At 68.8% G+C, this 23,998-nt stretch carries 22 protein-coding genes and 1 tRNA gene; 6 read left to right on the top strand and 17 right to left on the bottom strand.

The genetic code is table 11. The features are described 5' to 3' along the window. Positions 1 to 30: 30 nt before the first annotated feature. The gene (locus PV396_RS16295) at positions 31 to 291 is read right to left on the bottom strand and encodes a DUF2277 domain-containing protein (RefSeq protein WP_319205185.1); all 261 of its coding nucleotides are present in this window, start codon (positions 289 to 291) and stop codon (positions 31 to 33) included. 150 nt (positions 292 to 441) lie between these two features. On the opposite strand from PV396_RS16295, the gene PV396_RS16290 reads away from it, so the two are divergent. Beyond that, positions 442 to 780, top strand: coding sequence for a hypothetical protein (locus tag PV396_RS16290; RefSeq protein ID WP_319205183.1), 339 nt, complete (start codon positions 442 to 444; stop codon positions 778 to 780). A 32-nt stretch (positions 781 to 812) separates the two neighbouring features. On the opposite strand, the gene PV396_RS16285 is transcribed toward PV396_RS16290, so the two are convergent. The 4 genes from PV396_RS16285 to PV396_RS16270 all read right to left on the bottom strand — a co-directional run bounded on the left by PV396_RS16285 (position 813) and on the right by PV396_RS16270 (position 5,015). Next, positions 813 to 2,384, bottom strand: coding sequence for a serine/threonine-protein kinase (locus PV396_RS16285; protein WP_319205181.1), 1,572 nt, complete (start codon positions 2,382 to 2,384; stop codon positions 813 to 815). 192 nt (positions 2,385 to 2,576) lie between these two features. Beyond that, positions 2,577 to 3,641, bottom strand: coding sequence for a DUF6215 domain-containing protein (locus PV396_RS16280; RefSeq protein WP_319205179.1), 1,065 nt, complete (start codon positions 3,639 to 3,641; stop codon positions 2,577 to 2,579). A gap of 162 nt (positions 3,642 to 3,803) precedes the next feature. Then, complete coding sequence (locus PV396_RS16275; protein ID WP_319205177.1) at positions 3,804 to 4,430, bottom strand: superoxide dismutase family protein; 627 nt, start codon at positions 4,428 to 4,430, stop codon at positions 3,804 to 3,806. Positions 4,431 to 4,940: 510 nt separating this feature from the next. After that, a tRNA-Val gene (locus PV396_RS16270) sits at positions 4,941 to 5,015 on the bottom strand. A 221-nt stretch (positions 5,016 to 5,236) separates the two neighbouring features. Between PV396_RS16270 and PV396_RS16265 the strand changes: the two genes are divergently transcribed. Then, positions 5,237 to 6,055 (top strand): DUF4097 family beta strand repeat-containing protein, encoded by an 819-nt coding sequence (locus tag PV396_RS16265; protein ID WP_319205175.1) that lies wholly within the window; start codon positions 5,237 to 5,239, stop codon positions 6,053 to 6,055. 144 nt (positions 6,056 to 6,199) lie between these two features. Beyond that, positions 6,200 to 7,693, top strand: coding sequence for a hypothetical protein (locus tag PV396_RS16260; RefSeq protein WP_319205173.1), 1,494 nt, complete (start codon positions 6,200 to 6,202; stop codon positions 7,691 to 7,693). Between the two features lie 58 nt (positions 7,694 to 7,751). Here PV396_RS16260 and PV396_RS16255 read toward each other — a convergent pair whose 3' ends face one another. The 3 genes from PV396_RS16255 to PV396_RS16245 form a co-directional block, all read right to left on the bottom strand. Beyond that, positions 7,752 to 8,948, bottom strand: coding sequence for an amidase domain-containing protein (locus tag PV396_RS16255; protein WP_319205171.1), 1,197 nt, complete (start codon positions 8,946 to 8,948; stop codon positions 7,752 to 7,754). A 130-nt stretch (positions 8,949 to 9,078) separates the two neighbouring features. Further along, the gene (locus tag PV396_RS16250) at positions 9,079 to 10,374 is read right to left on the bottom strand and encodes a hypothetical protein (RefSeq protein ID WP_319205169.1); all 1,296 of its coding nucleotides are present in this window, start codon (positions 10,372 to 10,374) and stop codon (positions 9,079 to 9,081) included. 42 nt (positions 10,375 to 10,416) lie between these two features. Continuing rightward, a complete protein-coding gene (locus PV396_RS16245) occupies positions 10,417 to 12,246 on the bottom strand; it encodes a transglycosylase domain-containing protein (RefSeq protein WP_319205167.1) in 1,830 nt (609 codons plus the stop codon). Between the two features lie 427 nt (positions 12,247 to 12,673). Here PV396_RS16245 and PV396_RS16240 point away from each other — a divergent pair, with 427 nt between their 5' ends. Both PV396_RS16240 and PV396_RS16235 read left to right on the top strand, forming a co-directional pair. Next, positions 12,674 to 12,901, top strand: coding sequence for a zinc ribbon domain-containing protein (locus PV396_RS16240; RefSeq protein ID WP_319205165.1), 228 nt, complete (start codon positions 12,674 to 12,676; stop codon positions 12,899 to 12,901). Between the two features lie 44 nt (positions 12,902 to 12,945). Continuing rightward, the gene (locus PV396_RS16235; protein WP_319205163.1) at positions 12,946 to 13,641 is read left to right on the top strand and encodes a DedA family protein; all 696 of its coding nucleotides are present in this window, start codon (positions 12,946 to 12,948) and stop codon (positions 13,639 to 13,641) included. Between the two features lie 7 nt (positions 13,642 to 13,648). Here PV396_RS16235 and PV396_RS16230 read toward each other — a convergent pair whose 3' ends face one another. From PV396_RS16230 to PV396_RS16220, 3 genes are read right to left on the bottom strand one after another with little or no spacing between them, the layout of a single operon-like run. Then, complete coding sequence (locus tag PV396_RS16230; RefSeq protein WP_319205161.1) at positions 13,649 to 14,455, bottom strand: HAD family hydrolase; 807 nt, start codon at positions 14,453 to 14,455, stop codon at positions 13,649 to 13,651. Beyond that, positions 14,452 to 16,953: a phosphoribosyltransferase gene (locus tag PV396_RS16225; RefSeq protein WP_319205159.1), complete on the bottom strand. Its 2,502-nt coding sequence runs from the start codon at positions 16,951 to 16,953 to the stop codon at positions 14,452 to 14,454. Before PV396_RS16225 ends, PV396_RS16230 begins: the two co-directional genes overlap by 4 nt. 48 nt (positions 16,954 to 17,001) lie before the next feature. Beyond that, positions 17,002 to 18,174 (bottom strand): HpcH/HpaI aldolase/citrate lyase family protein, encoded by a 1,173-nt coding sequence (locus PV396_RS16220; protein ID WP_319205157.1) that lies wholly within the window; start codon positions 18,172 to 18,174, stop codon positions 17,002 to 17,004. 195 nt (positions 18,175 to 18,369) lie between these two features. Here PV396_RS16220 and PV396_RS16215 point away from each other — a divergent pair, with 195 nt between their 5' ends. After that, positions 18,370 to 19,104 carry a TerD family protein gene (locus PV396_RS16215; RefSeq protein ID WP_319205155.1) on the top strand — a complete coding sequence of 245 codons (735 nt, stop codon included), beginning with the start codon at positions 18,370 to 18,372 and terminating at the stop codon, positions 19,102 to 19,104. 113 nt (positions 19,105 to 19,217) lie between these two features. Here the strand turns inward: PV396_RS16215 and PV396_RS16210 are convergent, their stop codons facing one another. The 6 genes from PV396_RS16210 to PV396_RS16185 all read right to left on the bottom strand — a co-directional run bounded on the left by PV396_RS16210 (position 19,218) and on the right by PV396_RS16185 (position 23,714). Continuing rightward, entirely contained in the window at positions 19,218 to 19,955 is a 738-nt protein-coding gene (locus PV396_RS16210; RefSeq protein WP_319205153.1) for a Tellurium resistance, read from the bottom strand. Between the two features lie 118 nt (positions 19,956 to 20,073). Next, on the bottom strand, positions 20,074 to 21,222 hold the full coding sequence (locus tag PV396_RS16205; protein WP_319205151.1) for a DUF475 domain-containing protein: 1,149 nt from the start codon (positions 21,220 to 21,222) through the stop codon (positions 20,074 to 20,076). A gap of 50 nt (positions 21,223 to 21,272) precedes the next feature. Further along, on the bottom strand, positions 21,273 to 21,848 hold the full coding sequence (locus tag PV396_RS16200) for a TerD family protein (RefSeq protein ID WP_319205149.1): 576 nt from the start codon (positions 21,846 to 21,848) through the stop codon (positions 21,273 to 21,275). Positions 21,849 to 21,948: 100 nt separating this feature from the next. Further along, a complete protein-coding gene (locus PV396_RS16195) occupies positions 21,949 to 22,524 on the bottom strand; it encodes a TerD family protein (RefSeq protein ID WP_319205147.1) in 576 nt (191 codons plus the stop codon). 123 nt (positions 22,525 to 22,647) lie between these two features. Next, positions 22,648 to 23,106 (bottom strand): peroxiredoxin, encoded by a 459-nt coding sequence (locus PV396_RS16190; RefSeq protein WP_319205145.1) that lies wholly within the window; start codon positions 23,104 to 23,106, stop codon positions 22,648 to 22,650. Positions 23,107 to 23,276: 170 nt separating this feature from the next. Continuing rightward, entirely contained in the window at positions 23,277 to 23,714 is a 438-nt protein-coding gene (locus tag PV396_RS16185) for a DUF3052 domain-containing protein (RefSeq protein ID WP_319205143.1), read from the bottom strand. Between the last annotated feature and the right edge of the window lie 284 nt (positions 23,715 to 23,998).

Raw genomic sequence — 23,998 nt, 5'->3', positions numbered from 1 at the left:
GTTGACCTGAACGACAGCCCGGCGCGCGTCCTACGACGCCTGCCGGGCTGTCGCCGTATCGTCCCTCACCACCCTGGCGCCCCCGCCCCGCACCTCGAGTCCGTCGAGGAGTTCGGCCGTGGCCGCCGCGATGACGTCGACGGCGTGTTCGAAAACCTCACGGTTGTGGGCGGCCGGCGCCCGGAAGCCGGAGATCTTGCGGACGTACTGGAGGGCGGCGGCCCTGATCTCCTCCTCGGTGGCCTCTTCGGGGAGTACGGGCGGACGAAGGGTCTTGATGCTGCGGCACATGCCTCCAGTCTCGCGCGTACCGCGCGATCTGCGGAGCCCTCGGGCCTAGGGGGCCCACTGACTGCCGTGGCTCGGCCGTTCGTATGAAGTGGAGGAGGAAGTACCGGAAGGAACTCGCATCTCAAAATCGAACAGGCGTACCATTACCGCGTGGCGACGACCTATGACTTCCCGAGTGACCTCCTGGCCGGTCAGGAGGAGCTGCATCAGGTCCGGGCCGAGCTGTCCGCCCTGCTGAAGCGACTCCCCTGGTCGGTCGAGCCGCTGGACGGTTTCAGTGACACGGGAGGCTGGCGCAAGGTGGAGCGCCCCGCCTCACCGGGCTGGACGGCCGACGAACAGGCCGAGGTGGAGAAGCTGCGGCGCCGGGAACACGAGCTGGCGGTGTTCGTGAGCGGCCACCGCTTCTGGGCAGAGGTCACCGGCCCGGACCGGGTGGACGCGCGCACGCGGCTCAAGCACGCGCACGAGGCCATGGAAGAGGCCTGAGGTCTGCGGCCTGAGGTCTGCGCGGACAGACCTCAGGACTCGGACGTGATGCGGAAACCTTCCCGTACCCGGTCGAAGACCGGACGGTAGGTGTCCCACTTCTCCTCGGGTGCCGAGACGTAGATGTCGTACTCCCGGCCGCCCTCCTTCCCGAAGCCGAGTTCGATGCCGTGGAAGACACGCGCCCGGCCCTGGATGGTGAACTCCCAGATGGCGGCCTTCTGACCCCGGTACGTCGTGCGCTGCATGTAGATCTTGCGGTACTTGTCCCCGGGATAGTTGATCTTCGTGTTCGCCTCGATGTCCTTGAAGTGCTCCAAGGGATCGCCAGCGGGATCCACCATGCCGATGCTGAGGCTGGCCAACCGCGTCTCGTCGATGTACACGACTCCGTCGGACGCGCTCCTGTTCCTCGTCCAGCCATCCGGCACCGGGAAGGCGATGCCAAGCGCCTCCTCCGTGACCAGGTGGTAGCCGTCGGGGACGGGAGAGGGCGCGTAGGTCGTCGGGGCGGGGCTCGTCGCCGAACCCGCGCTCCGTGTGTCGTCGCCGGACCCGTTCAGGTAGTAGAGGCCGCCCGCAGTGCCCCCGGCGACCAGGATCACCGCGACCGCGCTCCACAGGACGGTACGGCGCCCCCGCCCACGGCGAGGCGGTTCGGGTACGGGGGGCAGCTTTCCGGCGCCGGTCCGTCTCCGCGTGCCACCGGTACGGTCCGGGTCCGGGGCCCGTCCCGGCGTCGACAGCGGAACGGACGCCGTCCACGCGCGCGGCTCCGTGTCCTCGGTCACCGACCGCAGGGCCAGTTCCGTCTCCTCCGCCGAGGGCCGCTCGGCCGGGTCCTTGGCCAGCAGGGCCGCGATCAAGGGTTCGAGCGGGCCGGCCTGCTTCATCGACTCCAGGGGGGCGGTGACGATGGAGTACGCCGTCTCGACCGGCGTGAGCCTGCGGAACGGGGGCTGTCCCTCCACCGCCTGGTAGAGGGTCGCGCCGAGCGCCCAGAGGTCGGAGGCGGGCCCGGGGGTGTCGCCCTGGACACGCTCCGGTGCCATGTAGTCGATGGAGCCGACGATCTCACCGGTCCGGGTGAGGGTGCTGGTGCCGGTCGCCGTGGCGATCCCGAAGTCGGTGAGGACGACCCGGCCGTTCTCGGCGAGCAGTACGTTGCCCGGCTTGACGTCACGGTGCAGTACGCCGGCCTCGTGAGCGGCCCGCAGCGCGCCGACCATACCCCGGCCGACCCGGGCGGCTTCCTCGGGCGAAACGGTTCCGCCGCTCTTGAGCAGGGCGCCGAGGGTGGTGGACGGCACGTACTCCATGACGATGCACGGCAGCCCGTCGTCCTCGACCACGTCGTGTACGACGACCACGTTCGGGTGGGCGATCCGGGCCGCGCTCTGCGCCTCACGGCGGGTGCGCTCGTACATGAGGGCCAGTTCGTCGTCGGCGTACCGGGAGTCCTCGTGCAGTCGCTTGAGGGCGACCCGGCGGTTGAGCATCTCGTCGGCGGCCAGCCAGACCGTGCCCATGCCGCCCCGACCGATCTGCTCGGTAAGGCGGTACCGCCCGGCGATGAGCCGTCCCTCGTCCGACGCGTCCGACACCGCAAACCTCTCTGATCCCACCGGCAAACTGCCGCTCACGATATCCGGCGCACAAGTGGGACCGAGCCGAAGGTCGCACACACCACACCTGGCCGCATGAGACGGCCGTACGAAACCGCCGTACGAGACGGCCGCACGAAGCGACCCCCCGGCGAAACCGCCGAGGGGCCATCCGTCCGATTCTGCGGCGTCTTATCGAACAGCCCGTTCGGGGAGCGTCGGGAGAACCTTCTCGGCGATGGCGCGGAGAGCGCTGTCGTCCGGGAGGGCTCCGGTGTCGCTCCACACGGTGAGGTCGTAGTAGCCGCCCCGGTCGGCGGGGTCGAGAGCCACGGTCAGCGTCCTGGCCAGGGGGCCGTTCGTGACAGGTCTGGGGGAATTGGCGCCCCCGAGGTTGAACTCGATCTTCATCGTGTAATCCGAGGAGAGGACCGCGGGCCGGCCGAGAACCTTGAGGTGCTCGACGTCCTGCTCACTCCCGTACTTCATCAGCATCACGTACTGGTCGATGGTCATGCGGTTGTACGTGGCCAGGAGCTGCACGGTGTACGTCTCGAACGCGACCTGGCCCTCCGGCGCGGCGACCTTCTCATCGGTCAGAGGAGCGGTGTTGTTGCTGCCGGAAGCAGAGATCGCGGTCTCCTCGGGGGTACCGAGGAGCGTTGCCAGGTCGGGCCGGTTGAGCGCCTCGCAGAGCTCTTCGCCGGTCGCGGGCTTGGGCGTCTCCTTGTAGACCTTCGGCAGCTTCTCGTGCTCTCCCTCTCCGTCCGAACACGAGGCGGGCTCGGTGGAGTTGTTGGCGGTGTCGGACGGCAGGACCTGGGGGGACAGCCACACTACGGCGGCGAGCGCCCCGAACACGGCCACGGCCGCGAAGGCCTGGCCCCATTGGTTGGGCTCCTTCTCGGGAGCACGCGGCGCGGGAGGCGGACTGGCCTGGACCGGGGCCTGGACCTTGACCGGAGCCGAGGCCTGGACCGCAGCCGGGGCCGGCGCCTGGACCTGGGCGGCGGCGCCGACCGCCGTCCCGGACTCCGGGACCACCGGACTCGGGTTGCGGCGTGCGCGCAGGGCCCTGACGACCCTGTAGACGCTGACCGCGGCGACCAGAAGGAACACCGCGCCGATACCGGCCGCACCCAGATTTTGCTCGACGACGGCGAGATGGATGATGCGCACGCCGAAGACGGACCCGATCAGGATGAGCAGGGGCTCGCGGATCCAGAAGGGCAGACGACGGATGAGAAAACCGACCATCCCGTGATCACACCATGACAAGTCTGTGTTGACCATGTGGAAGCCGCAGTTCCGCAGGCACGAACCGTGAAGGAACAGATCCAGGGCCAGGTTGCGGTTCCGGTTCCGGGTCCGGTTGAGGAACGGCGGCCCGGGAGGATTTCCCCCCGGGCCGGGATGTCCTTACTCGAACGGCACGTTGACGCAGGCGAGGCGCGCACCGGCCGTTCCGGCGTGGCCCGGGTGCATGGCAGTGCCCATCTCGTGCAGGACCACGGAACGTGCCGCGCCCTCACGGAACTGCCAACCGACGACGGCGATGGAGCGGTCCGACCCGTCCTTGTTCGTGGCCAGGTCCAGCCACACCTCGTTGAGCGGGTTGGCGTACACCGGGTCGACCGAGGGCTGCGTGGGGTCCAGCCGGTCCTGGTAGTGCGGCCCGGCATCAGCGGGCAGCGCCCCGCACGGCTTGGTATGGACGTGGGCGCCGTAGACGCGGTTCGGGACCAAACCCCGCAGGCGCAGCTCGATACGCGTCCCGCCTTCGCGGCGCAGTTCCTCCTTCACCTGGACCCTCGCGCCCGCCGGCACCAGATCCTGGTTGTAGGTCACCGCCTTGGCCCCGGCCACATCGCTCACCGGCGAGAACGTCGTCGCGACGACGACCTTGCGCACGGGAGCCTTAGGGGTGTCCTGCGGCGTAGCGGCGCCCGCTGTAGCCACCACACCCGCCGCGATACCTATGGCGGCGACAGCGGCTCCGGCGGCCAGGAGGCCTCGGTGCTCGGCGACGAACTTGTGCTTGGACATGGCGAAACTCCGTGGGGGTTTGGGATGTGGGCAGGCGCGTGCGCTGGGAGTCACCGGGGGAAGGGTGGGCTCCCTGGACGGGCGTGCCTCGCGAGATCTCCGGAACCGTATAACGGAAGCAAAGCCTTCAGATTGGCTTACCGGCGAGTACTGGGGGAGTTTGTGTGAAAGTTCAAGCTCAGTCCAAACCGGCCAAGCGGTCCGTGCCCCCAGCCTTCCGACCTGGCCGGATGACCCGATTACCGGTGCGTTCGCCCTGACCGTGGCCAAGGCCGCCGACACGACCGTGCCGTTCGTCACCGATGCGTGGGCCGCATGTCTGGCGCGCATGGGGAGACGCGCCGGCCATCGTCAATGTGCACTGCAGATGCCACAGTTCCGTGATCCAGTCCCCGAAGCAGTGACGCTGAACCCATGATCGCCGGGGGATGTGGACTCTTAGTGGACTTTGATCACAGGAGAGGCCTCCCGGGATTTCTCCCAAGAGGCCTCTGACCTGCTAACCAGCCCTGGTGGGCGCGGACGGTTTCGAACCGCCGACATCCGCCTTGTAAGGGCGGCGCTCTACCACTGAGCTACGCGCCCAGGACGAGTCGTCAGCCTACATTGCCCGGGGCACTGCCTCGCAAACTCGTATCCGCCCCTGACATCCCCGGGCCCGGATCCGGGGGTTTCCCCTACCCCTCTTCCGGGAGCGTCCCGGATGCCCGGGCGGGCGTCCGCTCCGTACGGTCGAAAAGTGTCGCAGGGCCGGCTCCACCGATCGCCGATCACCGGTCCCGCGTTCACCTCAGGGGGAGTAGACCATGGCCCGTTCAGCGTTTCCGCGCACCCGCACCCGCGCTCTCCATGCTCACGCCCGCGCCCGCATCCGTGTCGTCGCCGTCACCGGTGTCGTGGTCGCGCTCGTCGCCGCCGCGTCGGCGTGTGCCTCCGCCGGGGACGACAAGGACCCGGAGCACCGCTCCTTCGACCTGCGCGGGCGCACACTGACCGTCGACTCGAACGAGTCGGGGCTCGACATCGTCGCCACGGACTCGGACAACGCCGGCCGGATAGAGGTCACCCGCTGGTTCCAGGGCTCCGTCACCCTGGGCAAGGATCCCAAGGTCACCTGGGCTATGAAGGACGATCGGCTCAAGCTGCGGGTGAGGTGTTCGGGCGTGGTCGCCGACTGCTCCGCCAAGCACCGGATCGAGGTACCGCGAGGCGTCTCCGTGATCGTGCGGAACGGGGACGGGAAGGTCACCGCGCGCGGCTTCGACCAGGCCCTCGACATCCGCTCCGAGGACGGCTCCGTCACCGTGCAGGACTCCACAGGCCCGCTGAAGCTCTACACCGACGACGGTTCGATCCGCGCCCTCGGTGTGCGCTCCCGGCAGATGCGGGCCCACTCGGAGGACGGCTCGGTACGGCTCGAACTCGCCGCCGCGCCGGACCTCGTCGAGTCGAGCAGCGACGACGGGTCTCTCACAATCGAGCTGCCCCGCGATACGTACCGGGTGACGGCGGACTCCGACGACGGGTCCGTGAAGGTGTCGGTGCCACGCGCCGAGCGCAGTGCGCATGTGGTGTCCGCGAAGACGCAGGACGGGAGCATACGGGTGCGGTTCGCCGGGGAGTGAGCCGCGCGGTGGTCCCGTGACGCCAGGTACGCGGTTCGATTCGCGACCGGGTACGCGCAGCGCGAACCGACCGGGCCGTGTGTTCGTCCTCCACCGGTGGGAGAATGAACCGGGCAGGGCGGAATCACAGCACGGGAGAGGGATGTGACGGCGACTACTTCTGAGCCGTACACGCCGATTGCGCCGCGCGCGCACCAGTCGCCTCACCCATCGCCTCCCCCCTCACCTCACCCATCACCCCACCCCTCGCCGGATCGGTCACAGCACCGCCGGCACCGCCCTCCCCGGGTCCCGCGCACCGGCGGCGCACTCGTCGCGGCCCGGGACGCGCTGACGCTCGTACTGCTGCCGTTGCCGCTGCTTCTCGCCCTGCCCGCCGCCTTCGCCAGTGGTGGTACCCGGCGGTGGTTCGGTGGGCGGGCCGAGAGCCAGCGTGCCGAGGCGCAGGCCGCGAAGGACGCCGCTGCCGCCGCCTTCTACGAACTGGACACCGCCCAGCGGGATCTGCGGATCTCGATAGAGACCATCAAGGCGGTCGACGACACCCCCGCCGCGCGGCGTGCGGTCGCCGACTTCGAGGGGCTCGGGCGTCGGATCGACGAGGCCAGCGGGCAGTACATCAACGCCGTCGACGCCCACGATCTCGACCGGGACGACCTCGAGGCGTCGGCCGCCGGCCATGCCCGCTCGGAGCTGACCCGGGCCAAGGAGGAGCTGGGGCGGGTCAAGCAGGACCTGGACCGCTTCGCGGACGGGCTCGGGCCGCTGCTCGGCAAGGCGGAGACGCAGCTGGCCCGGCTCGCGCCCTCGGTGGAGCGCGCCCGCCAGTCGCTGTTGGCCGCCTCCAACGCCCTGGACGGGGTACGGGGATCGGGGCTGCGGGCGGACGATCTCGCCGCCCGGCTCGCCGCCCTCGGGCCCGAGCTGACCCGGCTCAACCAGGGCGCCGGGCAGCACGGTGTGCCGGAGACGCTGGAGCGGGCCGACCGGGTCGCGCGCGAGGCGGAGGGGGTACGGGCCGAGGCGGAGCGGCTGCCGGAGCGGGCCGCTGAGATCGACCACCGGCTGGTGTCGCTGCGTACCCGTGCCGAGGCGCTGACGACCAGGTCGGGGCAGGTGGAGCCGGTGCTGAGCGAGCTGCGCAGACGGTTCTCGGCGGATTGCTGGCAGGACCTCCAGCACGTACCGGAGCAGGCCGCGGACCATGTACGGCAGGCCGAGGCCAGGCTCCGGGAGGCGCAGGCGGCGCGGGACGCGCAGCGCTGGCCGGACGCGACGGCACTGCTGTCGACGGTTCGGGCGCTGCTGAACACCACCGACGAGGCGGTGTCGGCGGCCGGGGACCGGCTGCGGCGGCTGAACGCCGTACAGAAGGACCCGCAGAGCGAGATCGACCGTACGCGCTTCGCGATCCGGGACGCCCAGCGGCTGGCCATGTCGGGGCGCAACACCCCTGAACCTCGGCACGCGCGTCCGCTGGACGAGTCGGTGGCGCGACTGGAGCGCGCGATCGCCGGGCTGGAGGGCCGCCACCCCGACTACTGGCACTTCCTGACGGAGACGGAGGCCGTGCGGCAGGCGGTGGCCGGTGTCGTGACCCGCATCCGTGAGGAACGCGGGGGCCCCACTGTCCACTGAGCGGCGGAGGCCCGCCGCCCCGGCCCGGTGAGGGGCCGTAGCGGCGGGACCGGGGCTGTCAGGTGCGGTAGGCGTAGTAGTACGAGTTGGGCTCCGACGCGATGATGCTCGCCAGCGACCTGCGGTAGGTGTTGGCGGAGTGGTAAGTCAGGTACGGCACGCCCTGGGGGCTGCGGTACGTGACGATCATCGTGTGGTCCTTGGACCCGTCCCGGTTGAAGTCCATCTGGAGCACGTCGCCGACGTCCATCTGGTAGACGTACGCGAGGCTGGTGGTCCGCTTCGAGTTCTGGGCGAACCAGGACCACTCGTTGACGCCGACGAACGAGTCCGACTGGATCTCGGCGTTGCCGAACCACCGGGTGTAGTCGTAGACGTAGCCGGGGACGTGCTTCCAGCCGCCTGCCTTCAGGGACTGGCTGACGAAGTTGGTGCAGTCGCCGCCCGCTCCGTGCCCGTTGAAGTTCGGGTAGGCGGTGTTGTAGTTCTTCCAGTACTTCTCCGCGTACGTGGCCATGGCCTTGTAGTTGAAGGTGGTGCCGGTGAGTTTCTTGGCCTTGGCCGGTGCCGTGCGGGTGGTGGCGGCGCGGGGGGCCTTGGGCATGGGGCCGGAGGCCACGCGGGCGACGCGTGCGCCGGTGGACGGCTGGGCCGGCTGGTTCACCGCGATGCCGGCGGCGGCCGGGTCGGTGTTCCGGATGCCGGTCAGCTGCCAGTCGCCGCGCGCGTCGGCGGTGAACGTCAGCTTGTGGTGGGCCTGGAAGCCGGTGCTCCCCGGCTCGTCGCCACGGACCTTCTTGTACGTCAGGGTCGTGGTCTCGGTGACCTCGGCCTCGGCCTTGGCGCCCTGGACGCGGGTGCTGTTCAGGGTGACGGTGGTGTCGGCCTTGCTGTATCTCTCGCCGAGCGCGGCGAGAGAGGCCTTGCGCCGGTCGAGCGAGGACAGGGCGGAGTTCTCGCTGCGGGCCAGCGCGGCGGACAGCTTGACGTCGCCGGAGAAGCTCTTGGTCAGTGGCTTCTTCCGGGCGCTCTGGCCGCCGTCGACCAGCGCGTCCGTACGGTCGGTGAAGACCGCGTCGGCCAGGCGCTGGAAGGTGGCCCTGGTCTGCTGGTCCACGACCGGGGTCGTGGAGCGGGCGGTCGCCGCGGCGGCGCTCGCGGCCGGCAGCAGCGCCGCTCCCGCGGCGACCGACGCGGCGGCCGCGACGACTATGGCGGCGCGGCTGCGTGTACGGCCCTTGTTGCTTGACTTCACGTATGTATCCCCTCTTGCCCCGGCGATGGGGGATGCCGGGTTGTGGAATTTTCGCATGCCATGTGGAGCTCCCGTGAACGGGGATCCCCTTTGCCTGTAAGGAAGTTGACGAACCGTCAGACGTCTCCGGTCACTTCACGACCGTCGACCAGTCCGGTGACTGCGCCGGGTCCAGGCCGCGCAGGCGCTCCAGCGTCGCCGGGGTCTGGACGTCGAGCCAGTCGGCGAGTTCCTTGAAGGAGACGCACTTGACGTCCTCCTGCACGCACACGGCCGCCATGACCTCGTCGACGGCCTTCATGTAGATGCCGCCGTTCCACTCCTCGAAGTGGTTGCCGATGAACAGCGGTGCGCGGCTGCCGTAGTACACCCGGTCGAAGCCCGCCTTGTACGCGTCGACGGTCTCCCGCTGCCAGCGCGCGTGGTCGGCAGCGGGACCGTCGGTCTCACCTTTGGACTGGTTGTAGAGGAAGTTGAAGTCCATGGAGAGGCCCTGGTACTTACCGCCCTCGTAAGGGACCATCTGGAGCGGGAAGTCCCAGATGCCGTTCTTCTTCTCCGGCCAGATCTGGAAGTCGCCCGCGGAACTCGCGTCGTAGCGCCAGCCGTAGCTCTTGGCGGCCTTCAGCAGGTTCGCCTGACCCTCCAGGCAGGGGGCGCGCCCGCCGGTGACCTCTTTCCTGATGTCGAACGGCAGCGGGGCGAGGTCGGTGTAGCCGGTGTTGGTCTTCCACTTCTGCACGAAGGAGAAGAACTGGTCGATCTCGCTCTTCCACTCCGCGACGCTCCAGTCGCCGCCGCCCTTCTTGCCGCAGAAGTGGCCGTTGAAGTGGGTGCCGATCTCGTTGCCCTCCTGCCACGCCTTGCCGAGCTCGTCGAGGGTGGTGCGGATGTGGTCGTCGGTGGCGTAGCTGATCGCCGCCGAACCGGCCGCGTGCTGCGGGGGCTTGTAGAGGTTCGCCTTGTTCTTGGGCAGCAGGTAGATGCCGGTGAGGAAGAACGTCATGTGGGCGTCGTACTTCGCGGACATCTCCCGGTAGTGGGTGAAGAGTTCGTCGTCGCCCGCGAGTGCGCCGTCCCAGGAGAAGACGACGAACTGGGGCGGTTTCTCACCGGGCTTGAGCGGCACCGCCTTCAACCGGCCCTGCTGCGGGCCGGTGTACGAGGTGGAACCGTCCCCCAGGACCCTGGTCCTGCCGTCCCACTTCGGTTCGCCGCTCGCCTGCCCGGGGGCGTTCAGGGTGTCCCCGGGCCCCACGGAGGCCGTCGGTGCGGTGCGGTCGGGGCGGCCCAGCGTCAGATATCCGGCGGTCAGCGACGCGAGGGCCAGGGACGCGACGACGAGGTACGCCGCGATGCGCGGCCGGGGGTTGGCGGGAGGGCGCGTTGCCGGGGCCCTGCGACGGCGGCCCGACGGTTGTCTCATGTCCTGCTCATTTCGAGGGGGGTGGGGGCACCGGTCCGGTGGTCAGCCGAGCGGGCCCATGGCGCCTGACCAGATGCCGTACGGGACGCTGTCGTCGGTCCCGGCGAGACCCTTCAACGGCAGCGGTTCGAGGCTCTTGGCCAGGTCGATGCGGTAGACGACGACAGCCGTGGACACGAAGTCGTGTGTGCCGACGTACCAGGAAGCGGTGTCGTCCGGATTGGTCCCCGCCTTCCCGGCCACCCTTCCGACGGCGGACGCCGCGGCGGCGGGGTGGGCGGCGCGGAAGGTGTCGGCGAGCGCGGAGGTGACCTCCTCGGCCGCCACGGAGCCGATCGCGCGGGTCGGGGTGGGGATGTGGAGGCCGACACCGATGCCGTTGCGGGTGATCCTGCGCACCGAGTACGGCTCGGTGCGTTTGCCGCCCGCGATGAACGTCGTGTAGCCGCCGGCCATGCGGATCGCGCTGGGCGTGGAGGTGCCCATCGACAGCGCGGGCACCTGCGCCCCAATGCTGGCGGGCAGCAGACCGGCGGCCTCGGCGGTCGCGCGGACGTTGTCGAGGCCGGTGTCCATGCCGAGCTGCATGAACGGCGTGTTCACCGACAGCTCCAGCGCCCGGCGCAGGGAGATCTGCCCGTAGGACCGGTCGCCGTCGTTGCTGGCGTACACCTTCTTGCCGCTGCGGTCCCAGTAGGGCCCCTCGGGGGTCATCACCGGCACGTCGTCGTCGCCGTCGTACAGGGTCTGCCCGGTGACACGTGTCGCCTCCACGTCCCGGCTCTTGCGCACGCCGTGGTCGAGGCCGGCGGCGTACACGAACGGCAGGAACGCCGAACCGGCGGGCACGGTGGTGGAGTTGGACTCGTTGTAGCCCTGCGTACGGTGGTCGGGGCCGCCGTACACGGCGAGGATCCGGCCGTCGGCGGCCACCGACGCGGCGCCGTAGTGGGCGGTCCTCGCCGCGCTCGGATCGTCCTTCAGCGCCTTCTTGCGGGCCTTGGTGACGGCGTCGGCGAGCTTGCGCTCCCGTGCGCGGTCGAACGTCGTGTACACCTGGTAGCCGCCGAGGTCGAAGTCCTTGTCGGAGATCTTCGCGGTCTTCCTGGCGTACTGCGAGGCCACTTCCACCAGGTAGTCGGTCTGCTCACCGGTGTCGTACAGCGGGTTGCTCTTCAGCGGTTCCGGGAACTTCGTGAACTTGTCCCGCTCGGCCTTCGTCAGCCTGCCGATCTCGACCATCCGGTCCAGGGTCCAGGACCAGCGCTCGACGGCACGGGCACGGTTGGCGCGGCTCAGGGTCGGGTCGTACAGGCCGGCTCCCTTGAGGAGGGAGGCGAGGAACGCGCCCTCGCTCGCGTCGAGCCGGCTGACGTCCTTGCCGTAGTAGGCCTGGGCGGCGCGCTGGATGCCGTAGCAGCCGCGACCGAACCAGCTGGTGTTGAGGTAGCCCTCGAGGATGTCGTCCTTGCTCATCCGGTTGTCGAGCTTGAGGGCGATCATGGCCTCGGTGAACTTGCGGCCGATCGTCTGGTTCTGGTTGAGATAGACGTTTTTGACGTACTGCTGGGTGATGGTCGATCCGCCCTGGGTGTCCCCCTGGCCAAGGGTACGGAAAAGGGCGCGACTGATACCCTTGACGGAAATGCCGGAATCGCTGTAGAAACTCGCGTTCTCGGCGGCGAGTACCGCCCAGCGGACCCCTTCGGGAACCTCGTTGAGCGGCATCGCCTGCCGCTGTACCCAGCCGGTACGGGCCATGGGCGTGCCGTCGGCCCAGAAGTACACGTTGTCCTGCTGGGTGGCGTACGTGTTGAGGTCGTCGGGAATGTCGGTGGCCGCGTAGGCGATGCCGAGCAGCAGGGCGCTCATCCCCAGGGAGCCCAGTACGCCCCCCAGCCACTGGCGCCAGGAGGGTATCCAGCGCCGCCAGCCGGTGCGGCCGGGCCGCGGGTACTTCGGCGCGTGGGACGCGAGGCGGGCGAGGAGCCCCGAGAGAATTACCCGGTGAGCTTTACGAGCTAATCGGGCTTCACGCCTGTTTCCCGGCCCGGCAACGTCAATGTCCAGGTCGGATATACGCAAATGAAGAGTGGCGTCCGATTCATCCGGTTCCCGTATCACGACACACCCCTCCGCACTCCGCGCAGCCCTGAATTCCCCGACTTCACGAGTCATCGCGGCAAACACAAAATACCAGCGATCTTCGCACGTTCTCCACACGGGGAATGGGCGGAAAGGGGCACGGCCAAAACCTGCGGGCTCCACAGGACGAGCAATTGGGGACTAACCTGTGCGCATGCCTCGCTACGAGTACCGCTGCCGCACCTGCGGCGACACGTTCGAACTGAGCCGCCCGATGGCCGAGTCGGCCGCCCCCGCGGACTGCCCCGCAGGTCATGACGACACCGTGAAGCTGCTGTCGACGGTCGCCGTCGGCGGTTCGGCGTCCGCACCGGCTTCGGCACCGCGCGCGAGTGGTGGCGGAGGCGGCGGCGGTTGCTGCGGCGGGGGCTGCTGCGGCTGAGGGCGTTCAGGGTCCCTTCAGGTTGGGTTTCCTAGCCTGGCCGAATGACAGCCACGACGGCCGCACCCCAGTGGGTCACCGACCTCATGGACACGCTCGGCGCCCCCGGCGCGGGCCTCGCCATCGCCCTGGAGAACCTCTTTCCGCCGCTGCCGAGCGAGGTGATCCTGCCGCTGGCCGGTTTCGCGGCGAGCACCGGGCAGATGAGCCTGCTCGCCGCGCTCCTGTGGACCACGGCCGGCTCGGTCGTCGGCGCGCTCGCCCTGTACGGGGTCGGCGCGCTGCTCGGCCGGGACCGCACCGTCGCGATCGCCGCCCGGCTGCCGCTGGTCAAGGTGGCGGACATCGAGAAGACCGAGGCGTGGTTCCTGCGGCACGGCACGAAGGCGGTGTTCTTCGGCCGGATGATCCCCGTCTTCCGCAGCCTGATCTCTGTACCGGCCGGCGTCGAACGCATGCCGCTGCCGGTGTTCCTAGGCCTCACCACCCTCGGCAGCGCCCTGTGGAACACGGCCTTCGTGTGCGCGGGCTACCTGCTGGGCGACAACTGGACAGAGGTCACGACCGTCGTCTCCGCGTACTCGAAGGTGGTGCTCGCGGGGGCGGCAGTGGCCCTGGCCACGTTCATCGCCGTACGAACAAAACGCCGTGCACAGGGGCGCCCCATAGGGGCGCGGGGAACTGCGCGACAAGCCACGACGGCGCCGCAGCGACCCGACAACCCCTCACGGCACCCCTAAAAGATCCCTACCGCACTTCCCGAAGGAACTCCCGAAGGATCCTCTCCCCCGCCGCGACCCCCCGCTCGGGAAGCGCGGTGACGGTCTCGGCCTTCCACTCGGTCTCCGCCAGCTCACCGTGCCCCGGCCGCCAGCCCCGGTCCGCGGCAAGGAGCAGATCGGCGTCGAGCAGCGAGTCACCCGCGGCAAGCGTGAGCGTCGCCCCGGAACGCCGCGCGACCTCGCGCATCGCCGCACTCTTGGTGAGCGGCTTCGGGACGGCGTAGATCTTGCGGCCCTGGAGGGAGACGGTCCAGCCGCGGACCTCCGCCCAGACGGCCAGTTCCTTCACCCACTCCTCGGGGAGCAGCTCCCGCTCGACGACGAGGTAGGCGAAGAAGTCCTCGGCGATGCGGTGCTTGCGCACCCAGAGCGGGTCGGCGGTGGCGGCGAGGTGCTCCCGGACCTCGTCCAGGGACGCGCACTCGTCCGCGAGCCGCGCCTGCACCCGCGCGTGCCAGTCCTGGTCGGCGACACCGTCGACAAGGATGTGCCCGCCGTTCGCGCAGATCGCGTACTTCGGTGCCGGACCCGGCAGGTTGATGCGCAGGTACTGCTTACGGGTCCGGGTGGTCGTCGGTACGAAGACCGCCGCGTCGCCGAGCTCGGTGAGCAGGTGGGCGGCCGTCTCCGTCATGTACGACAGCGGCCGGGTCTCGTGCACCTCGACACAGAGCAGCCGGGGCGCGCGGGCGTCCGGCATGGTCAGCGCGAGGGCGGCGGCGGAGTAGATGAGGGTGCGGTCGAGATCGCTGGCGACCAGGACGGGACTCATACCGACACCGCCTTGCCGTCGGCGCCGGTCGCGCCACGGGTGTACTTGGGGTGGATCAACCCCACGCAGGTGTAGGGCAGTTCGGCCACCTCCTCGACGGGTACGCCCCGCTGCTCGGCGAGCAGGCGTACATGGTCGAGGTCGGCGCCCGCTCCGGCGCGGGCCAGGATCTTCCAGGGGACGCGGCGCAGCAGCACCCGGGTGGTCTCGCCGACGCCGGGCTTGACGAGGTTGACGTCGTGGATCTCGTACTCCTCGCTGATCCGCTCGACAGCCGCCCAGCCCTCCCAGGTCGGGGCGCGGTCGCCGGACAGCAGTTCCTTCACCGTGCTGTCGACGGCGTCCGTGACCTCGGGGAAGCGGGTGGCGACGGCGTCGAGGAAGTCCAACGAGACGTCGGCACCGGCGAGTTCGCGGTAGAACTTGGCGCCGTGGAAGTCGTTCGGGCCGACCAGGTCCGCGCGCAGGACGGTCCGTGAAATCAGGCCGGACACCGTGGAGTTGAGGCAGGCGGAGGGGATGAGGAAGTCCTCGCGGGTGCCGTACGTACGAACGCAGGAGCCCGGGTCGGCCAGTACGGCGATCTCCGGGTCGAAGCCGGTGATGCCGTCGGACGCCTCGAACTCCGCGATGGCGTCGGCGAGTTCGCGGGTGATGGCGCCCTTGCCCGTCCAGCCGTCGACGAACACGACGTCGGCGGGGTCGTGGTGGGCGGCCAGCCAGCGCAGCGCGTTGGCGTCGATGCCCCGGCCCCGGACGATCGACACGGCGTAGTGGGGCAGTTCGAGCCCGTGCCGGTGCTGGGCCCAGCGGCGCATCAGCACCCCGACGGGCGTTCCGGCCCGCGCCAGCGACACGAGCACGGGACGCGGCGACCGCTCGGCGAGCACCAACTCCGTGACCGCGCCCACGGCTTGGGCGATACGGGCGGCGGAGGTGTCGAGGGCGGCTCGGAACAGCTCCTGGTACTGGTCGCTGGGCTGGTACTCGACCGGCAGCGACTCGGCGTAGTGGGCACCGCCCGCCTGGATCGCCTCCTCGCGCTCCTCGGTGGGCGCCTCCAGGGTGACGTCCGAGAGGTCCTGCAGCAGCCAGCCGACCTCGTCCGGTGGGTACGAGGAGAACGCGGGACCGCGGAGGGGCTCGGGCAGCATGCGGGGCCTTTCGGGTACGTGCGGAGGTGCGGGTACGTACGAGGGGACGACGGCGAGCAGCACGTGCGGCGTGTGTTCGGCGAGCGTGGCCAGCAGGCCGTCGGGGGCGTGCAGTTCGGGTGTGTCGGCGGCCGAGTCCACGACCGCGACGACGGCGTCGAAGCCGGCGCCCGCCACGTTGTAGGCGTAGCGCTCGCCGGGCCCGTCGGCCGGATCGTCGTGGGCCGGGAAGACGAGGCGGCTGCGGATCGCGTACCCCGGGTCGTCCACGGCGAGGACGGGTGAGCGGGTGGTCGTCGAGTAGCGGATCTCGACGCCCTCTGTTTGCCGGGTTTGCCGCGTTTGCCGCTCCAGCTCGCAGGCGAGGCGGAGGGGGGCGTACATCAGCTCTTCGAAGCCGAGCACCAGGACGCGGTGCGCGTCCTCGGGGAGGGCTTCGGTGAGTTTTGCGGCCATCGTCGGGAGTGCGGTCTCCAGGCGTATTCGGTGGCCGGGGGTGAAGCCGTGGCGGGCGCCGTCCGGCAGCCGTGCGGGCCAGCGCAGGTCGACTCGGGTGGGCTGGTTGTTCGGCGGCTGCGGGCCGGTGGGGGTCGTTCGCGCAGTTCCCCGCGCCCCTGAGGTGGGTTGCTCGTGCCCGGCGACTAGTGCCTGCCCCTTCTCCAGAACCCCCTCGGGCAGGGTTACCGTGCCCTTTGCCGTTGTCACCAGGTCGATCTGTGCGCCGATCTCCTGGGCGAAATCCGTCAGGCGGGCCACGTCCGCCGGTGCTCGCATGTCGACGAGGGCGACTATGACGTACCGCTCGCGCGGGTAGCGCTCGTGCAGGGCTCGGACGGTGTTGAGAACCGTGTTGCCGGTGGAGAACTCGTCGTCGACGAGGACCAGCGGGCCGGGGCCCGCCAGCAGGGCGGGGTTCTCCGGGAGGAGGAGGTGGGAGGTGGCGTGCGAGTGGGACTCCTCGAAGCCGCCCGCCCTGGCCACGCCCTCGACCGGGCGCCGGGTGGAATGCAGGTAGGGCGCGAGGCCCACGCCGTCGGCGACACAGTGGCCGAGGCCGGTGGCCGTCTCGGCGTACCCGAGGACGACGGCGCGCCGGGACTCGTCGGCGCCCAGCAGCTCCCGTACCCGCCTGCCGAGGGCGAAGCCGTGCCCGTAGACGACGGCGGGCGACTGCGGGACGTGCTTGCCGAGCACGTTCGACACCAGCAGGTGCGCCCGCTTGGGGTTGCGCCGCAGGGCGAGTCCGAGCAGCTCTCGCAGCTCGTCGTCGCCGACCAGCTCGACCCCGAGTCGCTCGGCGACCCAGGTGCCGGACCAGACCCCGTTGTGCACAGCGTTGTTCATGAGTCCCTATGTGTAATGAGCATGTGTGGTGAGCGGATGCCGAGCGGGTCAGTCGGGGATACCGGCGGTGAGCAGCTCCACGAAGCCGATGTCCTCGTTGGCGACACCGAACACCTCGGCGCGCATCAGGGTCCGCTCGGCCCAGGCGCGATGCGGTTTCACCTCGTTCATCTTGTTCGTGTACGCCGACCTCAGGACACCGCCTCCGCAGCGCTCGGGCCGCAGGATGTCCTGGGCGTCGCTGAACTCCTCGTGGCTGACCACGGACAGTGTGTGCACGGGCAGCACGTGCGAGGGGTGGATGCAGGTCTTGCCGAGCAGACCGTTGGCGTGGTCGAGGCTGATCTCGCGGAGCAGCCCGTCCATGGCGTGCTCAATGAGCTTCTCACGCAGTTCCTCGGCCTGCCCCTCCAGGAAGGGACTGCGGCGCAGCTGTGGCTTGAACATGCGCTCCTGGACCCGGAAGTACTCCCAGACGGGCCCGGTGACGGTGAACCCGGTGCCGTCGGCCCGCCCCAGCATGTTGACGACGTCGGCGATGACGGAGGCGACGACGTGGACGTCGTACGCGGTCATGTCGGGGGCTCGGCGCAGGCCGTAGGAGGAGCAGAAGTCGGTGACGCCGAGGCGCAGGGCGAGGACGCGGTCGCGGTATTTGTCGACGGCGCGGGAGATGCCCTCGAGGGTCTCTACGCGCGTTTCCCGGTACATCAGCTCGGGGGACTCGAGCACCGGCATGCCGAACAGCCGGTGACCGCTCGCGGCCTCGGCGTCGGCGAGGGCCTCCAGGAACGGCATCCCGCGTTCCTCGGTGAACTTGGGCATCACGAACCCGGAGAGCAGCCGGACGGTGGACCCGAGGCGCTGTACGAGGTCGGGGATCTGTTCGGGTGTACGGACCCGGATGAACAGCAGCGGCAGCCCGGTCGCGGCGTCGGGGCGCTCGGCGAGCACCCGGAACTCCCGCACCAGGTTCTCCTCGGCGTCCTCGACCTCCGAGTCGTCGATCGAGTCCTCCAGGCACAACACCATCGAGACGACACCGCGGGCGACCTGTTTGACGACGGCGTCGGCGAGGTGCGGGCGGGTGGCCGGGCTGTACAGGGTGGCCCCCAGGGCCGTGGCGAGCACCCGGGCCGGGGAGTCGGCGGAGAACTCGCACGGCTCCTGGTGGAACAGGCGCTGTCGTACCTCAGGGGCGATGTGCCCGAAATGACGCATGAAACTCCCCTGTGGTGGCTGGACTGCCGGTCGAGTGGTGATCGATTGTCGGTCGAGTGTTGCTGGGTGGCCGGTAATAGTACGTAGGGATCCGTGTCAGGGGTTCCCACTGAGAATGAAGTTCAGGTAACGCGGACACGCAGAACGGATGCCCCCGCGTTGTCGTGACCAGGACCGAGAAGGCAGGATGACCGCATGACGCACGCGATGCTGAAGGGGTCGAACGTCCCGCTCGAAGCCACGACGGTGCGCGCCGTGCTGCGCTGGACGCCCGGGCAGGGGGTTCCGGATGTCGACGCCTCGGCGCTGCTCCTCGGCCCCGACGGACGTGTGCGCTCCGACGAGGACTTCGTCTTCTACAACCAGCCCCGGCACCCCTCGGGCAAGGTCTGGCGGCTCGGCAAGAAACGGGTGGCCGAGGGCCTGACCGACACGATCCAGACGGATCTGACCGGTGTCGAGTCAGGAGTCGGACAGATTCTGCTGGTCGCCTCGGCGGACGGCGTCGCCTTCGACCGCGTACGGTCCCTGCGCATCGTGCTGTACGACGGTGCGGTCGCGGACGGTGAACCGCTTGCGTACTTCGACGTCAAGCCGGAGACGGGTGAGGAAACGGCGCTGATCTGCGGCGAACTGTACCGACGCGGCGACGGCTGGAAGTTCCGCGCGCTGGGCGAGGGGTATTCGAACGGCCTGGAGGGCCTGGCCACCGACTTCGGTATCTCGGTGGAGGACCAGTCGGCCGAGGCGCCGTTCCCGGACACCACGAACGCCCCGCCCACGGACACCTCGGCGGCCACGACAGTCCAACATCCCCCCACCCTCCCTCCCCAACCGTCCTACGGCTACCCCCACCCGGTAGGAACATCCCCGGGCCCGTCCCCGGACTTCCACCTACCCCCTCAGGGCCCCCAATTCATCGGACGCTGAGACAGGCGCGCCCCTATAGGGGCGCGGGGAACTGCGCGACAAGCCACACACAGCCCGCGCCCGCCCCCGAACAGAGCCCCCGAGCTCTTGGGCGCCCCCGCCCAGACCAAGCGTCAGCGCTCCGCCTTCGTCTTGTATCCCCTCCCCCACTGCAACCCCCACCCGTACAACCGATCAAGCTCCGCCTGAAACCCGTAGACGAACTTGACCTCCCGCCGAACGATCAACTCGTTCTTCACGTTCTCGATCAACACCACCGCACAGGACCGGGCCTGCGAGTGCCGCTCGTCCAGACCTATCTCGATCCGAGGCCCATTGCTCGGATAGAGCGTCACCACCGCGTGGGTCCGGTCGAACGCCGGCGTCTGGTCGTAGATGTACACGAACACCAGCAACCGCTTGATCTCGTCCCGGTGATCAAGGTTGACGTACGCCGTCTCACCGGACGCCGATCCGAACCGGTCGTCCCCGCTCAGCTTGACGTACGGCGGCGCGTTGGTGTCGCCGAGGAACCCGCCCAGGGGCTGTACGACTCCCTTCGTGCCGTCGGCGAGCTCGTACAGGATGCCCAGGTCCAGGTCGACGTTGACCATGCTCTGGGTGTGCCCCTGGACCGCCTCCGGCTTCAGCGCCTGGAAGGGGTGCCGCCACAGGCTCTGCCGTTTGGGGCCGCCGATGTCCGACGTACGCATCCGCCACGACAGGTTGATGCGCAGATGCCCGGTCGCGGCGCCCTGTTTGGTGAGCGAGACCCGCTGGTGCCGTTTGGTCAGCTCGATGGAGTTGCTCGCGGCGCTGCCGGCGTCGTAGTCCGTCGTACGGCCGCGCCACAGATCGTCCCAGAAACTCATCCCGTCCCCACCCGTCCAGCCCCCGCACATTCGTCCATGGCGTCAAAGCCGCGGGGCGGCCGACGAGGACGATTCCTCGTAGCCGCCCCGCTCAGAGCGTTCCTCACACCGGAGGCTGTCACACCCCGGACGAGACCTCAGTCTTCTCGTCCGAGGCCGTCGCTTTTCCCTCGGCCGCTGCCAGCGCCTTGTTGCGGCGCACGGAGGACCAGAAGGACCAGGCGATGAGGACGACCCCCACCAGGCCGGTGATGACCTCGTGGATCTCGTACTGGATGGTGACGAGGAGGATGGCGGCGAGGGCGCCGATCGCGTAGTGCGCGCCGTGCTCCAGGTAGACGTAGTCGTCGAGGGTGCCCTGGCGGACCAGGTAGACCGTGAGCGACCGGACGTACATGGCGCCGATACCGAGGCCCAGGGCCATCAGCACGATGTCGTTGGTGATGGCGAACGCGCCGATGACACCGTCGAAGGAGAAGGACGCGTCGAGGACCTCGAGGTAGAGGAACATGAAGAACGCGGCCTGGCCTGCGAGGACGATGGCCGGCTTCTTCTTGCCGGTCCGCTGGGCCTCTTCCTCCTCCTCGTGCTCCCGCTCCTCCTCTTCCTCGAGTTTGTCCTCGAAGTAGCCGGAGAGCCCGCCGACGATCATGTACGTGATCAGACCGGCGATACCGGAGATGAGGACCGTCTGCGCCTTGTCGACGTGGGCGCCACCGTGCTGGTGGGCGTGGGTCGCGAAGGTCATGGCGGAGATCATGAGCACGATCAGGGCGATGCAGACCGACAGCATGTCGACCTTGCCGAGCTTGGCGAGCGGGCGTTCCAGCCAGCCGAGCCACTTGATGTCCCGGTCCTCGAAAATGAAGTCGAGGAAGATCATGAGCAGGAACATGCCACCGAAGGCGGCGATCGACGGGTGTGCGTCGGTGACCAGCTGCTGGTACTGGTCCTTGTCGTTGAGCGCGAGGTCGACGGCGTCGATCGGACCGATCTTGGCGCTGATGGCCACGATCACGACGGGGAAGACGAGACGCATACCGAAGACGGCGATGAGGACACCGACGGTGAGGAAGATCTTCTGCCAGAAGGCACTCATCTTCTTCAGGATGCCGGCGTTGACCACCGCGTTGTCGAAGGACAGCGAGATCTCGAGGATGGAGAGGATCGCCACGATGCCGAAGCCGGTCCACCCCCCGTAGAAGACCGCCGCGACCAGGCCGAGCGCGGTGACCGCGAACGACCAGCCGAAGGTTTTCAGAATCACTGGCTACCCAATCGTGTGTTTACGGGTCTCCCCCGCTGCCTTACTCGGCTTTACGAAACATTGACTCCGAAGTCTAGAGCGATGCCCTTGAGCCCCGACGCGTACCCCTGACCAACTGCACGGAACTTCCACTCACCCTGATATCGGTACAGCTCCCCGAAGATCATGGCGGTCTCGGTCGAAGCGTCCTCGCTCAGGTCGTAGCGGGCCAGTTCCTGGCCGTCGGCCTGGTTGACGACCCGGATGAAGGCGTTGCCGACCTGGCCGAAGGTCTGGCCCCGGTTGTCCGCGTCGTGGATCGAGACCGGAAAGATGATCTTGTCGCAGGCGGCCGGCACCTTCGGGAGGTCGACGATCAGCGACTCGTCGTCGCCCTCGCCCTCACCGGTGAGGTTGTCGCCGGTGTGCTCGACCGAGCCGTCCGGGCTCCTGAGCTGGTTGTAGAAGACGAACCACTCGTCGCCGAGCACCCGTCCGCCCCCGCACAGCAGTGCGCTGGCGTCGAGGTCGAACGGCGCGCCCGTGGTGGAACGCGCGTCCCAGCCGAGTCCGACCAACACCTGGGTGAGGTTCGGTGCGGCTTTGGAGAGGGAGACATTGCCCCCCTTGGCAAGCGTGACGCCCATGCTGCTGGTCCTCCCCGAGGTGATGCGAAAACATGTGCCGAGCGCGTCCGGCGCCGCACCAGAAGTGCGACGCCGGACGACGGAGCCGGAGGAGTCCGGCTCAGACGTTCACGCCGAAGTCCTGCGCGATACCGCGCAGGCCGGACGCGTAACCCTGGCCGATGGCGCGGAACTTCCACTCCGTGCCGTGCCGGTACAGCTCGCCGAAGACCATGGCGGTCTCCGTCGAGGCGTCCTCGGAGAGGTCGTAGCGCGCGAGCTCCGCCTCGCCCGCCTGGTTCACGACGCGGATGAACGCGTTGCGCACCTGACCGAAGGACTGCTGACGGTTCTCGGCGTCGTAGATCGAGACCGGGAACACGATCTTGTCGATGTCCGCCGGGACCGCCGCGAGGTTGACCTTGATCTGCTCGTCGTCGCCCTCGCCCTCACCGGTGGTGTTGTCGCCCGTGTGCTCGACCGAGCCGTCCGGGCTCTTGAGGTTGTTGAAGAACACGAAGTTGGCGTCGGAACTGACCTTGCCGTCCGCGTTCGTCAGGATGGCGCTGGCGTCGAGGTCGAAGTCGGTGCCGGTGGTGGTCCGGATGTCCCACCCCAGACCGACGATGACCGCGGTGAGACCCGGGGCCTCCTTCGTCAGCGATACGTTGCCGCCCTTGCTGAGGCTGACTCCCACGAGTCCTCCATTGGTGTCTCGTCTGCTGTCCAGGGGCGGTGTGCCCGTGGTGCGCCGTTATCGGATCAACGTGTCGATCCTAGTGACGGGTTCCCACCCCACGCAGGGCTTGGAACCGAAGAATCACAGGGTGTCGAGGGCCTTCACGTACTCGTTCAGGTCGCGCGCGTCCGGCAGGCCGTTGACGACGGTCCACCGCACGACGCCCTCCTTGTCGATGATGAAGGTCCCGCGCACCGCGCAACCCTTGTCCTCGTCGAAGACGCCGTACGCGCGCGAAATGTTGCCGTGCGGCCAGAAGTCGGACAGCAGGGGGTAGTCGAAGCCCTCCTGCTCGCCGAAGACGCGCAGGGTGTGGATGGAGTCGTTGGAGACGGCGAGCACCTGGGTGTCCCGGTCGGAGAACCTCGGCAGGTTGTCCCGCAGGTCGCACAGCTCGCCGGTGCAGACGCCGGTGAAGGCGAAGGGATAGAAGAGCAGCACCACGTTCTTGGCACCACGGAAGTCCGAGAGCCGCACGGTGGCGCCGTGGTTGTCCTTGAGCTCGAAGTCCGGGGCCTTGTCGCCGACCTCGATCGCCATGATCCTGCATCCCTTCGGTGGGCTGTTCGGGTGAGGACACCCTAGTAACAACCCACCTCAGGGCACATCCAGCCCGTCCGGCGATTGAGGACAAGGCCCGTTCAGGGCCGAAGCGGGGGTCCGGGGGCGGCAGCCCCCAGCAGACGGCCCGCTTCGGCCACGGTCACTACCTACTTCTTGGACTTCGCTGCCTTGGGCGTCGCCAGCCGACTCCCACTCCAGTCCTTGCCCACACTGACGCTCTTCGTCGCCGACAGACCCGCCGTCGTCGCGGCTTCAGAGATGTCGCTCGGCTCCACGTAGCCGTCACGGCCCGTCTTGGGCGTGAGGAGCAGGATCGCGCCGCCTTCTTCGATGTACGTGGTGGCATCCACCAGCGAATCGGTCAGGTCGCCGTCGTCGTCGCGGAACCACAGCACCACGGCATCTGCGACGTCGTCGTACTCCTCGTCCACCAGATCGCTGCCGATGACTTCCTCAATGGCCTCGCGGAGCTCCTGGTCGACGTCGTCGTCGTAGCCGATCTCCTGGACCACCTGCTCGGGCTGGAACCCCAGCCTGACGGCAGGGTTAGTCCGCTCCTCCGCGTGGTCCGCGGTCGCGCTCACGGGTTGCCTCCTGATCATGTTCGAGAAATGTCCAGCCACGCGCGTGCGCGAAGCATTGGCCGTAGTCCACACGGGCGGGGCGGATCGCGCAAGTACCCGGCCGTTCAGACCGCCGAAACGGTGACGATCCTGGCGGTGTCGCCGCAACTACAGGCAGCGGCTCCCGGGAATGAGTGACGCCCACCACACCATTCTGCCCGCTTTGCGGTTTTGCTGCTCCCGAGTGACTCCCGAACCTCTCACACATACGAGCGAGATCCGAATCGCTTTACGGAACACGTCAT

This window comes from Streptomyces sp. ME02-8801-2C, assembly GCF_033793965.1.
In the GTDB taxonomy this organism is placed as follows: domain Bacteria; phylum Actinomycetota; class Actinomycetes; order Streptomycetales; family Streptomycetaceae; genus Streptomyces.
This window is presented reverse-complemented; position numbering and strand designations above follow the sequence as displayed.

What these genes read in the sequence shown, in the direction of transcription:
- PV396_RS16215 (WP_319205155.1), top strand. Translation starts at nt 18,370, where the DNA reads ATGACGCACGCGATGCTGAAGGGGTCGAACGTCCCGCTCGAAGCCACG.
- PV396_RS16265 (WP_319205175.1), top strand. Translation starts at nt 5,237, where the DNA reads ATGGCCCGTTCAGCGTTTCCGCGCACCCGCACCCGCGCTCTCCATGCT.
- PV396_RS16235 (WP_319205163.1), top strand. Translation starts at nt 12,946, where the DNA reads ATGACAGCCACGACGGCCGCACCCCAGTGGGTCACCGACCTCATGGAC.
- PV396_RS16190 (WP_319205145.1), bottom strand. Translation starts at nt 23,106, where the DNA reads ATGGCGATCGAGGTCGGCGACAAGGCCCCGGACTTCGAGCTCAAGGAC.
- PV396_RS16295 (WP_319205185.1), bottom strand. Translation starts at nt 291, where the DNA reads ATGTGCCGCAGCATCAAGACCCTTCGTCCGCCCGTACTCCCCGAAGAG.
- PV396_RS16210 (WP_319205153.1), bottom strand. Translation starts at nt 19,955, where the DNA reads ATGAGTTTCTGGGACGATCTGTGGCGCGGCCGTACGACGGACTACGAC.
- PV396_RS16225 (WP_319205159.1), bottom strand. Translation starts at nt 16,953, where the DNA reads ATGAACAACGCTGTGCACAACGGGGTCTGGTCCGGCACCTGGGTCGCC.
- PV396_RS16280 (WP_319205179.1), bottom strand. Translation starts at nt 3,641, where the DNA reads ATGGTCGGTTTTCTCATCCGTCGTCTGCCCTTCTGGATCCGCGAGCCC.
- PV396_RS16275 (WP_319205177.1), bottom strand. Translation starts at nt 4,430, where the DNA reads ATGTCCAAGCACAAGTTCGTCGCCGAGCACCGAGGCCTCCTGGCCGCC.
- PV396_RS16245 (WP_319205167.1), bottom strand. Translation starts at nt 12,246, where the DNA reads ATGAGCGCCCTGCTGCTCGGCATCGCCTACGCGGCCACCGACATTCCC.
- PV396_RS16220 (WP_319205157.1), bottom strand. Translation starts at nt 18,174, where the DNA reads ATGCGTCATTTCGGGCACATCGCCCCTGAGGTACGACAGCGCCTGTTC.
- PV396_RS16200 (WP_319205149.1), bottom strand. Translation starts at nt 21,848, where the DNA reads ATGGGCGTCACGCTTGCCAAGGGGGGCAATGTCTCCCTCTCCAAAGCC.
- PV396_RS16250 (WP_319205169.1), bottom strand. Translation starts at nt 10,374, where the DNA reads ATGAGACAACCGTCGGGCCGCCGTCGCAGGGCCCCGGCAACGCGCCCT.
- PV396_RS16240 (WP_319205165.1), top strand. Translation starts at nt 12,674, where the DNA reads ATGCCTCGCTACGAGTACCGCTGCCGCACCTGCGGCGACACGTTCGAA.
- PV396_RS16230 (WP_319205161.1), bottom strand. Translation starts at nt 14,455, where the DNA reads ATGAGTCCCGTCCTGGTCGCCAGCGATCTCGACCGCACCCTCATCTAC.